Raw genomic sequence first — 12202 nt, forward strand, 5'->3', positions numbered from 1 at the left:
GGCGGGTGAAACCCGCGCTTTGCGGACGCGGGTTTCACCCGCCCTACGACCATGAGCGTCGTTCGACTACGCAGTAGCCGGCACTGGGTGTTCGACATGGACGGCACCCTGACCATCGCCGTGCATGACTTCGAGGCGATCAAGCGCGCCCTGGCGATCCCCGCCTGCGACGACATCCTCCATCACCTGGCCGCGCTGCCGGCGGACGAAGCGGCGGCCAAGCATGCCTGGTTGCTCGAGCACGAACGCGAGCTGGCCCTGGCCGCGCAGCCGGCGCCGGGAGCCGTGGAGCTGGTGCGCGAACTGCAGCAGCGCGACTGCCGCCTCGGCATCCTCACCCGCAACGCCCACGAACTGGCGCTGCTGACCCTGCAGGCGATCGGCCTCGGCGACTGCTTTGTCAGTCGCGATGTGGTCGGCCGTGACGAGGCGCCGCCCAAGCCGCATCCCGGCGGCCTGCTGCAGCTGGCTGGGCAATGGCAAGTGGCGCCGCAGCAACTGGTGATGGTCGGTGACTACCGCTTCGACCTCGACTGCGCCCGCGCCGCTGGAGCTTGCGGCGTGCTGGTCAACCTGGCGGAGAATCCCTGGCCGGAACTGGCCGATCACTTCGCCGTGGATTGCCACGCCCTGCTCGCCCAGGTTCAGGGCTAACGCGTAGGGCGGGTGCAACCCGCGCTGGCCGGCGCGGGGTTCACCCGTCCTAGGCGTCAGTAGCGATAGGCCTCAGTAGCGATAGGCACCGGCAGCGATGGCCGCCTGCAGTTCGCGGGTCAGTGGCACGTAGCGGTCGCTGCCGGGCAGCCAGGCATACAGCGGATCGCTGCAGCGTTCGAGGTCATAGGCCTGCTCCTTCAGCGGCGCCTTCTTGTGCTTGAAGGTGCCGGTGGTCTCCAGTTGCGCGCTCAGGCGCAGGAACAGCGGCACGGCGTAGACCGGCAGCTCGCGGCGCAGCTCGTTGAGCAGGGCATGGAAGTCGAACTGCGCCGGCGGGCAATCCAGGCGCATGCAGGCCATGCCGGCGCGGCCGTTGGTGCCGGGGATTTCCACGCCATACACGGCCGTCTCGCTGATCTGCTCGATGCCATCGAGGATCGCCTCGACCTGCGAGGTGGAGACGTTCTCGCCTTTCCAGCGGAAGGTGTCGCCGAGGCGGTCGACGAACTGGGCGTGCTTGAAGCCGATGTCGCGCATCAGGTCGCCGGTGTTGAACCAGGCATCGCCGGGCTCGAACACGTCGCGCAGGATGCAGGTCTCGGTCTTCTTCATATCGGTGTAGCCATCGAACGGAGTATTCGCGGTGATCTGCCCGAGCAGCAACCCGGCTTCGCCTTTGCCCACTCGTTGCAGCCGGCCGTCGGCATCGCGGCGCGGCGCCTCGGACTCCTGGTCGTACTGGACGATGGCGTAGGGGTAGGGCGAGAAGCCCACGGTATTGTCGAAGTTGAGCAGATTGGTGAAACCGATATTGCCTTCGCTGGAGGCATACAGCTCCATCACCCGCTCGACCGCGAAGCGCTGTTTGAATGCCTGCCAGATGCTCGGGCGCAGGCCGTTGCCAACCATCACACGGATCGGGTTGGCGCCGTCGTTGGCACGCGGCGGCTGGTCCAGCAGGTAGCGGCACAACTCGCCGACATAACCGAAGGCGGTCGCCTGGTGGCGCTGCACGTCCTCCCAGAAACGGCTGGCGCTGAACTTGCGCACCATGATCAGCGCCGCCTGGCCAGCCAGCACCGAGCCCCAGCACACCACCATGGCGGTGGCGTGGTAGAACGGCAGGCTGCAGTACAGGCGGTCGGTGTTGCCCAGGCGCACGGCGGCGAAACCGAACACGCCGTAGCCCTTCATGAAGCGCCCGTGGTTGAACACCACGGCTTTCGGCAGGCCGGTGGTGCCGGAGGTGTAGATGTAGAAGCAGGGGTCGGCGGCGCGTACCGGCTCGGCTAGCTGCGGATTGCTCGTCGGGTAGGCGTGCAGCTCGGCGGCCGGGTGCTGCCAGCCTGTGGGCGCCATGCCGGGGTCGCGCCAGGTCGGCTGGTCGGCGAAATACAGGCGCGCGTCCTGGGCCAGCTGCAACTGCGCTTCGACTTCCTGGAAAGCCGCCAGCAGTTCCTCGCCGACCAGTGCCAGTTTCGGTTGCACCAGGTTGATGCTGTGCGCCAGCACCTGACCGCGCTGGCTGCTGTTGATCAGTGCGCTTACCACGCCGAGCTTGGCGCAGGCGGTGACGCAGGCCAGCAGCTCCAGGCGGTTCTCCAGCATCAGCACCACGCTGTCGCCCTTGCCCAGGCCACGGGCCTGCAGGTAGTGGGCGAGGCGGTTGGCCCACTGGTTGAACTCGGCATAGCTGAGTTGTTCGTCACCCTGGATCAGCGCCGCACCGTCGGGGTTGGCGCGCGCCGCCTGCTCGACGCACAGGCCCAGACCGACCGGACGTTGGCCGCGACTGCGGCTGGCGATATGCAGGCCCTTGGCGATGCCGGGCAGGTCGAGCAGCAGGCGCGGTAGACGTTGCAGCAGGCGTGGCAGGGTAATCAGGTCGGCATGACTCATGGCGGACTCCGGCGGTGCTAGGCACTCGATATTGTTGTCCGGCCAATCTACCCAGCGGCGGCGGGTCTGTTGATAGCCTGGGGTCACAAGGAACTGGCAATTTGTCTCAAGTGCGCCGCACAATCGACCCTCTCTCGGCAGGTGAAAGGGCTTCCCCATGTTGCAGGTGACCACGGCTCCCAGCGCGTCGGCGTCATTGTTGCTCGACCTCTACCAGGCCCTGCGCAGTCTGCAGCTGGTGGGGCCGGATGACCTGCTGACGCTGGGCCTGGCGCCCGAGCCGGCGCTGGACCTGGAAACGCGCATCCCGGTGGCTTGGCTGGTGCGGCTCTGGCAATTGGCCCTGCGGCGTGGCGCACCGGCCGATCTGGGCCTGTTGCTCGGCCAGCGCCGTGGCCTGCAGACGCGCGGCCCGGTGGCCAATCTGGCGGCGCTGAGCGCCACCCTCGGCGAGGCGCTGGAGCTGTTCTGCCGGCATAGCCCGGTGATGAGCGAATGCGAGAGCCTGCGGGTGGAACGGCAGGCCGGGCGCGTGCGCATCGTGTTCCTGTTCAGTGCGCCATTGGCGGGCCTGCCGCCCGTCTGCGAGTACAGCCTGAGCTCGGCCCTGTGCTGGGCGCGGCAGATGAGCGGGGTGCGCCTGTTGCCGTTGGCGGTGGGCCTGCGTCATGCGGCCCTGGCCGGGCCGGCCAACTACCGTCAGGTGTTCGGCTGCGCGGTGCGCTTCGGCGAGGCGCAGGACTACATCGAGATGGCCGAGGCTGACATGCAACTGCCCATGGTCGGCGACAACGCTTACCTCAAGGGCCTGTTGCAACAGCGGGTAAGCAGCATGCAGGCGCAGTTGCCGGCACACAGCAGCTTGCGTCAGCAGGTGCTGCGCCTGATCGAGCAGGGGCTGGTCAGTGGCGAGTTTTCGGTGGCGGCGCTGGCCGAGCGTCTGCAGATCAGCCGGCAGACCCTGCACCGCCACCTGCGTGAGGAAGACTGCTGCTTCTCCGAGTTGCTGGCCCAGGTGCGCCGCCAGCAGGCACTGCAGCGCCTGGCGCAACCGGGTTGCCGGGTCGAGGCGCTCAGCCGCGAGTTGGGCTTCAGTGAGCCGAGTGCTTTCTACAAGGCGTTCAAGGGCTGGTTCGGTCAGTCGCCCAAGGCCTACCAGCAGCAGGCCGGCGCGGCGTCGATGATTGAGTAGGGGCTTGCGCATCAGGGCAGCGCAGAGCCTTCTGAGGCGCGCACCCTACGCAAGATCGCAAACAGGCTCTGCGACCCTGCGCTCACGCCCTATCGAGATTCTTTCAATATACGGTGGGTTAACGTTTGAACTCTGCCGGGGCTGACCCGTCAGTGCCGACGTTAGTCGGTGCGAGGGGCTATGCGCTGACTTCAATGTCACGTTGCCTACGTTTTTCGGTGCGAAACCACACCAAAGCTACTGCCAGCCAGAGGAGCCCAGCGGCGTACCACAATGCGAGCCTTCCGAGCGCCCAGAACGTCCAGACGTAAGTCACGAAGGGTGATTGGAAAGTCTTCGCTCCACCTGTACCGCCAGACAGGACAAGGCGTGGGCTGAGGTTCGACAGCTGAGGTAACGGGCTCTCAGCAACAGCGTGCAGAGTTAGGCGTCCGGCAGGAAGTGCCACGGCCCCTAACCCCGTACCCCGACTATCAATTCTGAGGTGCCCACCACGAGTGAGTTCTGTACCAACCCCAGAAGTGATGACTTCACTTTCGGAGCGGACTTCCCACTTGATCGAGTAAGGGAGGTACTCGCCGCAGGGAGAGTTGGATTTGCTGTTCCAGCATCCATGCTGGCCAAGTACCGACTTCAACTTTTGCCGTGCATGAGGTTGTGCAGCATTGAAAACGAGATCCAGTTGGTAAGCGCCAGGAAGCAGAATCCAGAAGTCGGCTGTAGCTTCTGCGTTTGGTGTCATTGCAATTGGAGCGTCAACAGGTTTCCGAAATGCTTCGTGCATTACGGCTTCACTCGCCAACAACAGAACCGTCAAAAATAGGGCCAGACCTGTAAGCATCTTGCGCAGTCGCATGGTTACCTCCGTGTAACGCTGGAACTAGGCAGCGCCGCGTGCGCTGTTCGTATAAATGGCTTATTGGGAACGTCTTCGGCAGGATTTCCCTTTGCGCAAAAGACGAGTGTACGGTGCCGCAAACTAGCCAGTTGCCAGCCCCCTGCACAGACCCAGCCGCTCTGGTTCAAGTGGGCGCATGCGCACCCTGCAACGCGTTACAGGCGTGCCGCCTTGAAGGTATCGCAGCGGCCCACTTCGCCCCGTTCGAAGCCGGCCTTGAACCAGCGCTCGCGCTGGGCCGAAGTGCCATGGGTGAAGGAGTCGGGCATCACCTGGCCGCGTGCCTGCTTCTGCAGGCGGTCGTCGCCGATGGCGTTGGCGGCGTTCAGCGCCTCTTCCAGATCGCCCGGTTCCAACCAGTCCAGGCGGCGCTGGGCATGGTAGGCCCAGACGCCGGCCAGGCAGTCGGCCTGCAGTTCCTGACGCACCAGCAGGCCATTGTCGCCTTCCACCCGTTCGCCACGCTGGCGTGCCGCGTGGACCTTGGCCGAGACGCCGAGCAGGGTCTGCACATGGTGGCCGACCTCGTGGGCGATCACGTAAGCCTGGGCGAAGTCGCCGGCGGCGGCGAAACGGGTTTCCAGTTCGCGGAAGAAGCTCAGGTCGAGGTAGACCTGCTGATCGCCGGGGCAGTAGAAGGGCCCGACCGCGGCATCGGCGAAGCCGCAGGCCGAGCGCACGCCGCCGCTGAACAGCACCAGCTTGGGATCCTGATATTGCTTGCCGCCGGCCTGGAAGATGGCGCGCCAGGTGTCTTCGGTGTCGCCGAGCACGGCGCGGACGAATTCGCTCTGCGGGTCATTGGCCGCCGGAGCCGGCTGGCTCTGGGTGGTCACCCCGCCAGGCTGCACGGCCTGGCCGGCGATATTGCCGAGGATGGTCAGCGGGTCCTGGCCCATCAGCAGGCCGATCACCACGACGATGGCGATACCGCCGAGGCTGAGGCCCTTGCCGCCGCCGAAGCGCATGCCGCCGCCACCGCCACCACGGGCATCCACTACGTTGTCGCTGCGTCGTGCCTTCTGCCAGCGCATGGTCCACTCCTTCAGTCCGCCGAGGCGTAACAGTGTCGCTGGCGCAGGCGTGCTGCGCCAGTCCGCTGGTCTAGCGGACCATGAGCGCAGCGCAGAAGCGGAGCGGGTGGGTTATGGAGCGGGGTAGTCGGTCAGCACTTGTTCCTTGCCGTCTTTCTGCAGGCCGATCACCTGATAGGCGTGCACCACGCCGGTTTCCATGCCGGGCGAGCCATGCGGCATGCCCGGTACGGCGGCGCCAAGCAGGTCGGGGCGCTGGCGCAGCTTGAGGATGTCGCTGGCCGGCACGTGGCCTTCGACGAACTTGCCGTCGATCACCCCGGTGTGGCACGAGGCCAGGCGCGGTGGCACGCCGAGGCGGCTCTTGACCGCGCTCATGTCGCTCTCGACATGGTCGTTGACCTGGATGTCGTTGGCTTCGAGGTGGCTGATCCATGCCTTGCAGCAGCCGCAGTTGGCGTCGCGGTGGACATCCATGCTGATGGTTTCCGCGGCCTGGCTGGTGGCGGCGGCGAACAGGGCGGTGGCGAGCAGCAGGCGGCGCATGGCGAAGTCTCCAGAAGGTGGTTGCGGCAGGATAACGCCGGTCTGCACGCAGTCCCAGCGCCAGACTGTTTCAGTCTGCGAACACAGCGCCTATGCTCGCTGCCATTCATTTAACAACCTGTTTACGATTTATTGGACTAGAGCCAGACAAGGCAAAAGCAGCCGAGGACGCGGAGTTTACTGCTGTAAATGAGCATTCCGAGGCTGCTTTTAACGCGGTATGGCCGACGGCCAGGAGATCGTAAACAGGTTTGAGGGAGTTCGACCATGCTGTCCGCCCGTATCTTCCTGGCCGTACAGGCCCTGATCCTCGCCGGCTTCGGTCTGGCCTACCTGGTCAAGCCGCACGAGCTGGCCAACCTCAGCGGCATGCTGCTGATGGCGCCGGCGGCGATCACCGATGTGCGTGCCTATTACGGCGGCCTGCAGCTGGGCCTGGCGGCCTACCTGCTGCTGGCGCTGGCCCGTCTCGACCTGCTGCGCCCGGCGCTGAGCCTGCTGGTGCTGCTCTACGCCGCCCTGGCGCTGACGCGTATGGCCGGCCTGTGGCTGGACGGCGGCGCGCAGCAAACCTTCAACCTCTACGCCATGCTGTTCGAGGTGGTTTCGGCCGGATTGGCGTTCTGGTGTCTTCGCGGGTTGGGGCGGAACTAGTCGATAGGTTGGGCTTCGCGGCGCTCAACCCAACCTGCCGACTCAGCGGCGCACCAGCAGCACGCCGCTTTCCATGTGGTGGGTCCAGGGGAACTGGTCGAACAGGGCGCAGCGTTCGATGCGATGGCTGTCGCTGAGCTGGGCGATGTTGGCGGCCAGGGTCTCCGGGTTGCAGGAGATGTACAGGATGGTGTCGAAGCGCCGGGTCAGCTCGCAGGTGTCCGGGTCCATGCCTGCGCGCGGCGGGTCGACGAACACGGCGCCGAAGTCGTAGGACTTCAGGTCGATGCCGGCCAGGCGGCGGAACGGCCGTACCTCGTTGAGGGCCTGGGTCAGCTCCTCGGCGGACAGGCGCACCAGCTCGATGTTGTCTATACCATTGTCGGCCAGGTTGGCCAGGGCGGCATTCACCGAGCTCTTGCTGATCTCGGTGGCCAGCACCTTGCGTACCCGGGTGGACAGCGGCAGGGTGAAGTTGCCGTTGCCGCAGTACAGCTCGAGTAGGTCATCCTCGCGCTCGCCGAGCGCATCAAAGGCCCAGCCCAGCATTTGCTGGCAGACCAGGCCGTTGGGCTGGGTGAAGGCGCCTTCCGGCTGGCGGTAGCGGAAGGTGCGCCCGGCTACGGTCATTTCTTCCTGCACGTAATCGCGACCGATCACCAGGCGCTGGCCACGCGAGCGGCCGACCAGGCTGACGCCAAGGCTGGTCGCCAGCTGTTCGGCCTCGGCCTGCCAGGCGGCATCCAGTGGGCGGTGGTAGCACAGGGTGATCAGCGCATCGCCGGCCAGGGTGGTGAGGAACTCGACCTGGAACAGTTTGAAAGCAAGAACAGAGCTACTCCGCCAGGCGCTTTTTAGCTGGGGCATCAGTTGATTGATGCGCTGGCTGGCGATGGGGAAATCGTCGATCAGGATCGGCGTACGGTTGTCGCCAGCGGCGAACATCGCGTAGTGACGCTCCTCCTGTTCGCGCCACAGGCGGAACTCGGCGCGCAGGCGGTAATGCTCACCTGGCGAGGTAAACACTTGCGGCTCGGGGGCGGCGAAGGGCGCCAGCAGCTCGCGCAGGCGGGTGACCTTGTCGTGCAGTTGGGCGGCGTAGGCTGCCTGGTCTCGATTCTGGCTCATGCGCTGGCGGTAAATCCGAATTTGATGACGAAGATGGCGGCGAGGATCACCAGGGCCGGGTTGAGCTCCTTGAAGCGCCCGGCCAGGGCCTTGATCACCACCCAGCTGATGAAGCCGAAGGCGATGCCGTTGGCGATGGAGAAGGTCAGCGGCATGGCCAGGGCGGTGATCACCACGGGGGCGGCGACGGTGATGTCGTCCCAGTCGATTTCGGCCAGGCCGGAGGTCATCAGTACCGCAATGAAGAGCAGGGCCGGGGCCGTGGCAAACGGCGGTACGGTGCCGGCCAGCGGGGCGAAGAACAGGGCCAGCAGAAACAGCACGGCGACCACGCAAGCGGTCAGGCCGGTGCGCCCGCCGGCGGCGACGCCAGAGGCGGACTCGATGTAGCTGGTGGTGGTGCTGGTGCCCAGCAGCGAGCCACCCATGGCGGCGGTGCTGTCGGCGATCAGGGCGCGGCCCATCTTCGGCAGGTGGCCGTCCTTGCTCATCAGTCCGGCGCGCTTGGCCACGCCGATCAGGGTGCCGGTGTTGTCGAACAGGTCGACGAACAGGAAGGCGAAAATCACGCTGATCATGCCCACGTCCAGCGCGCCCATGATGTCGAGCTGCATGAGGGTGGGCATGATCGACGGGGGCATCGAGACGATGCCGCCGAACTTGCTTACACCCAGGGCGACGGCGATGGCGGTGACGACCAGGATGCCGATCATCACCGCGCCGGTCACCCGACGGGCTTCCAGGGCAACGATCAGGAAGAAGCCGAAGATCGCCAACAGCGGGCCGGGGGCGTGCAGGTCACCGAGGCCGACCAGGGTGCCCGGATTGGCAATCACCAGGCCGGCTTCCTTCAGCGCGATCAGCGCGAGGAACAGGCCGATGCCGGCGGCGATGGCCGAGCGTAGCGGCAGCGGGATGCTGTTCACGATCCACTCGCGGATGCGGAAGATCGACAGCAGGAAGAACAGCGTGGCGGAAATAAATACCGCGCCCAGCGCTACCTGCCAGCTGTAGCCCATCTGCAGGACTACTGTATAGGTGAAGAAGGCGTTGAGGCCCATGCCGGGAGCCAGGGCGATCGGGTAGTTGGCGATCAGGCCCATCGCCGCCGAGCCGATGGCCGCGGCCAGGCAGGTGGCGACGAATACGGCGCCGGTATCCATGCCCGTCTTGCCGAGGATTTCCGGGTTGACGAAGAGGATGTAGGCCATGGTCAGGAAGGTGGTCAGACCCGCCAGGATCTCGGTTCGCACCGTGGTGTTGTGTGCCTTGAGTTGGAACAGCTTTTCCAGCATGTTGGCTCCCATGAACGCTGCGTGAGTAAGGTGCGGACTGCGCGAAAGCAAAGCACAAAGGCCGCTGGTCGGGGTCAATCGACAGCAGATTTCGGGCCAGATCCGGAAAAGCCGCGCACTATACCAGCTCACCCCCGAGCGGTGAATTTATGACCGGACGGACAGCATCGGTTGCCGTCCGCCAAGGAGAACAGCCATGACAACCCGCGCCCTGATCGCCGTCGCCGACGGTGTGGAAGACATTGAAACCGTGACCCTGATCGACGTGCTGCGCCGCGCGGAGGTCGAAGTGGTGGTGGCGAGCATCGAGAACCGGCGCATGTTCACCTGCGCCCGTGGCTCGCGGATGACCGCCGACGCCATGCTGATCGACGTGCTGGCGCAGGACTTCGACCTGATCGCCCTGCCCGGTGGCATGCCCGGCGCCCAGCACCTGGCCGACCACCTGCCGCTGGCCGAGAAGGTCCAGGCCCAGGCCAAGGCCGGCAAGCTGTTCGCCGCCATCTGCGCCGCTCCGGCCCTGGCTTTACAGGGCTACGGCGTGCTCAAACAACGGCGGATGACCTGCTACCCGGCGTTCAGTGACCGCCTGTCGGGCTGCACCTTCGTCGACCAACCGGTAGTGGTCGACGGCAACTGCATCACCAGCCAGGGCCCAGGCACGGCGCTGGAGTTCGCCCTGACCCTGGTCGAGCAGCTTGCTGGTAAAGCTGCGCGCAAGGCGGTGGCCGAGGCGATGCTGGTGCCTTGAACGAGTGGTGGATAAGCAGAGCGTTATCCACCCTACAAAGTTTCCGCTCCGGGTAGGGTGGAAAACTGCGAAGCAATTTCCACCTCTGACGGCGCTGCTGTTGCTTGGCTCGTTAGCCGTATCTCAGGCTGGCGGCGTCTGGTGCAGGTGATCGCGCCGCGCCAGGGTTGGGAACAATTTGATCCAGGTGCCCGTCACCAGCAGGGTGCCGACCCCGCCGAGCAGCACCGCCGGCACTGTACCGAACCAATGCGCGGTGACGCCGGACTCGAACTCGCCGAGCTGGTTCGAGGCGCCGATGAATAAGCCATTCACCGCACTGACCCGGCCGCGCATGGCGTCCGGGGTGTCCAGCTGCACCAGGGCGCCGCGAATGACCATGCTGATCATGTCCGCCGCGCCCAGCACCACCAGTACCGCCATGCTGAACCAGAACGAGGTGGACATGCCGAAGGCGATGGTCGCCACGCCGAACACCGCTACCGAGCTGAACATGATCGGCCCGGTACGCCGTTCGATCGGGAAGCGCGCCAGCCACAGCGACATCAGCAGCGCGCCGACCGCCGGGGCCGAGCGCAGCAGGCCGAGACCCCAGGGCCCGGTGAGCAGGATGTCCTTGGCGAACACCGGCAGCAGGGCGGTGGCGCCGCCGAGCAGCACGGCGAACAGATCGAGAGAGATCGAGCCGAGCACATCCGGCTTGCTGCGGATGAAGCGGATGCCGGCCAGCAGGCTGTCCAGAGTAGCCGGCTCCTTGCGCAGTACCTGGCCGGTGGCGCTGAGGCCGAGCATCAGGCTGCAAGCCAGCACATAGAGCAGCACGGTGGGGCCATACACCCACTGCGCGCCGAAGGCGTAGAGCAGGCCGCCGAGGGCCGGAGCGATGATGGTCGCCGCCTGCATGGCCGAGGCCGAGGCGGCCACGGCCCGCGGGAACAGCTCGACCGGCACCACATTGGGCAGCAACGCCTGGGTCGCCGGCATCTCGAAGGTGCGCGCCAGGCCGAGCAGGAAGGCCAGGGCGAAGATCAGCTCGCGACTGATGCTGTCGGTGCCGCTGCCCAGCAACAGCGCCACGGCCACCAAGGCCTGCACGGCCTGGCAGGCGGCGGCGATCTTACGCCGCTCGAAGCGGTCGGCGACATGCCCGGCATGCAGCATGAACAGCAGGCGCGGGAGGAATTCGGCGAGGCCGACCAGGCCCAGGTCGAGCACGCTGCCGGTCAGCTGGTAGAGGTGCCAGCCGATGGCCACGGTGAGCATCTGGAAGCCACTGGCGGTAAATACGCGGGCCAGCCAGAAGGCCATGAACGGCTTGTGCCGGCGCAGCAGGAGTTCGGACATGACAGGTGGATGCTTAGGCGGCTAACGAGGTTTGCCAGCCTAGCATGGCTGACCGCCGCCACCGTTGCCATTGGCGAACGCAGTGTTCGCCAAGCGCGGGGTTGGCGTCTGCAGTTTGTCGGCTGGGTTGAGCGCTGCAGGCCTCCTGCGGGGGCGATGAAAGGGTGGATAAGCAGAGCGTTATCCACCCGGCCTGATCCTGTAGGAGCCAGCTTGCTGGCGATGCGCAGACAGCGTCCAGCTGATCGCCAGCAAGCTGGCTCCTACAAAAGCTTGTGCGGAATAACAGCAGGTAGGGCGGGTGAAACCCGCGTGGCGAGCGCGCGGGTTGCCCCCGCCCTACGAGGTCGCTCAGGCGCAGCAGTCGCGGCTGTCCAGGGCTTCCAGCAGGCGGCAGTGTTCGGCATGTCCGCTCTGGCAACCGGCGATCTTGTTCAACTCGGCCTGCATGTTCTGCAGGTCGCGGATGCGCGCCTCGATGGTGTCCAGGTGTTCGCGCACCATCTGGTCGGCACTGGCGCAGGGGCTTTCGGGATGGGCGGCGAGATCCAGCAGGCTGCGGATTTCCTCCAGGCTGAAGCCCAGTTCGCGGCCGCGGCGGATAAAGCGCAGGCGGCGCACGTCCATCGCCTGATAGTGGCGATAGCCGGCGGCGCTGCGCTGTGGTGCCGGGAGGAGGCCGGAGCGCTCGTAGAAGCGGATGGTCTCCAGATTGACGCCGCTCTCGCGGCTGAGCACGCCGATGGTAAGGGGTTTACTCATGCTTGACTCCGCTGCTTGACCCTGTAGTCGCTACAGGCTTTA

General features: G+C 65.8%; 12 protein-coding genes. 4 read left to right on the forward strand and 8 right to left on the reverse strand.

Features of this window, described 5'->3' with window-relative positions; all coding sequences use genetic code 11:
- Positions 1–51: 51 nt before the first annotated feature.
- Positions 52–654: an HAD family hydrolase gene (locus tag HNE05_RS03285; protein ID WP_173203299.1), complete on the forward strand. Its 603-nt coding sequence runs from the start codon at positions 52–54 to the stop codon at positions 652–654.
- 72 nt (positions 655–726) lie between these two features.
- Here HNE05_RS03285 and HNE05_RS03290 read toward each other — a convergent pair whose 3' ends face one another.
- Entirely contained in the window at positions 727–2556 is a 1830-nt protein-coding gene (locus HNE05_RS03290; RefSeq protein WP_173203301.1) for a long-chain-acyl-CoA synthetase, read from the reverse strand.
- 157 nt (positions 2557–2713) lie between these two features.
- Here HNE05_RS03290 and HNE05_RS03295 point away from each other — a divergent pair, with 157 nt between their 5' ends.
- Positions 2714–3748, forward strand: a complete 1035-nt coding sequence (locus tag HNE05_RS03295; protein ID WP_173203303.1) for an AraC family transcriptional regulator — start codon at positions 2714–2716, stop codon at positions 3746–3748.
- Between the two features lie 178 nt (positions 3749–3926).
- Here HNE05_RS03295 and HNE05_RS03300 read toward each other — a convergent pair whose 3' ends face one another.
- The 3 genes from HNE05_RS03300 to HNE05_RS03310 form a co-directional block, all read right to left on the reverse strand.
- Positions 3927–4604 (reverse strand): hypothetical protein, encoded by a 678-nt coding sequence (locus HNE05_RS03300; RefSeq protein ID WP_173203305.1) that lies wholly within the window; start codon positions 4602–4604, stop codon positions 3927–3929.
- Positions 4605–4801: 197 nt separating this feature from the next.
- A complete protein-coding gene (ypfJ, locus tag HNE05_RS03305) occupies positions 4802–5680 on the reverse strand; it encodes a KPN_02809 family neutral zinc metallopeptidase (RefSeq protein ID WP_173203307.1) in 879 nt (292 codons plus the stop codon).
- Positions 5681–5791: 111 nt separating this feature from the next.
- The gene (locus tag HNE05_RS03310) at positions 5792–6226 is read right to left on the reverse strand and encodes a DUF411 domain-containing protein (RefSeq protein WP_173203309.1); all 435 of its coding nucleotides are present in this window, start codon (positions 6224–6226) and stop codon (positions 5792–5794) included.
- A 267-nt stretch (positions 6227–6493) separates the two neighbouring features.
- On the opposite strand from HNE05_RS03310, the gene HNE05_RS03315 reads away from it, so the two are divergent.
- Positions 6494–6880: a DUF4345 family protein gene (locus HNE05_RS03315; RefSeq protein WP_173203311.1), complete on the forward strand. Its 387-nt coding sequence runs from the start codon at positions 6494–6496 to the stop codon at positions 6878–6880.
- Between the two features lie 42 nt (positions 6881–6922).
- On the opposite strand, the gene trmA is transcribed toward HNE05_RS03315, so the two are convergent.
- Positions 6923–8008, reverse strand: coding sequence for a tRNA (uridine(54)-C5)-methyltransferase TrmA (trmA, locus tag HNE05_RS03320; RefSeq protein WP_173203313.1), 1086 nt, complete (start codon positions 8006–8008; stop codon positions 6923–6925).
- On the reverse strand, positions 8005–9303 hold the full coding sequence (locus tag HNE05_RS03325; RefSeq protein WP_173203315.1) for an NCS2 family permease: 1299 nt from the start codon (positions 9301–9303) through the stop codon (positions 8005–8007). The genes trmA and HNE05_RS03325 overlap by 4 nt, the downstream gene beginning before the upstream one ends.
- A 196-nt stretch (positions 9304–9499) precedes the next feature.
- Here HNE05_RS03325 and HNE05_RS03330 point away from each other — a divergent pair, with 196 nt between their 5' ends.
- Positions 9500–10054 carry a DJ-1 family glyoxalase III gene (locus HNE05_RS03330; RefSeq protein WP_173203317.1) on the forward strand — a complete coding sequence of 185 codons (555 nt, stop codon included), beginning with the start codon at positions 9500–9502 and terminating at the stop codon, positions 10052–10054.
- Between the two features lie 123 nt (positions 10055–10177).
- Here the strand turns inward: HNE05_RS03330 and HNE05_RS03335 are convergent, their stop codons facing one another.
- Entirely contained in the window at positions 10178–11398 is a 1221-nt protein-coding gene (locus tag HNE05_RS03335; protein WP_173203319.1) for an MFS transporter, read from the reverse strand.
- Between the two features lie 351 nt (positions 11399–11749).
- Positions 11750–12160, reverse strand: a complete 411-nt coding sequence (locus HNE05_RS03340) for a MerR family DNA-binding protein (protein WP_173203321.1) — start codon at positions 12158–12160, stop codon at positions 11750–11752.
- Positions 12161–12202 lie beyond the last annotated feature (42 nt).

This window comes from Pseudomonas campi, from assembly GCF_013200955.2.
Taxonomy (GTDB): Bacteria; Pseudomonadota; Gammaproteobacteria; order Pseudomonadales; family Pseudomonadaceae; genus Aquipseudomonas; species Aquipseudomonas campi.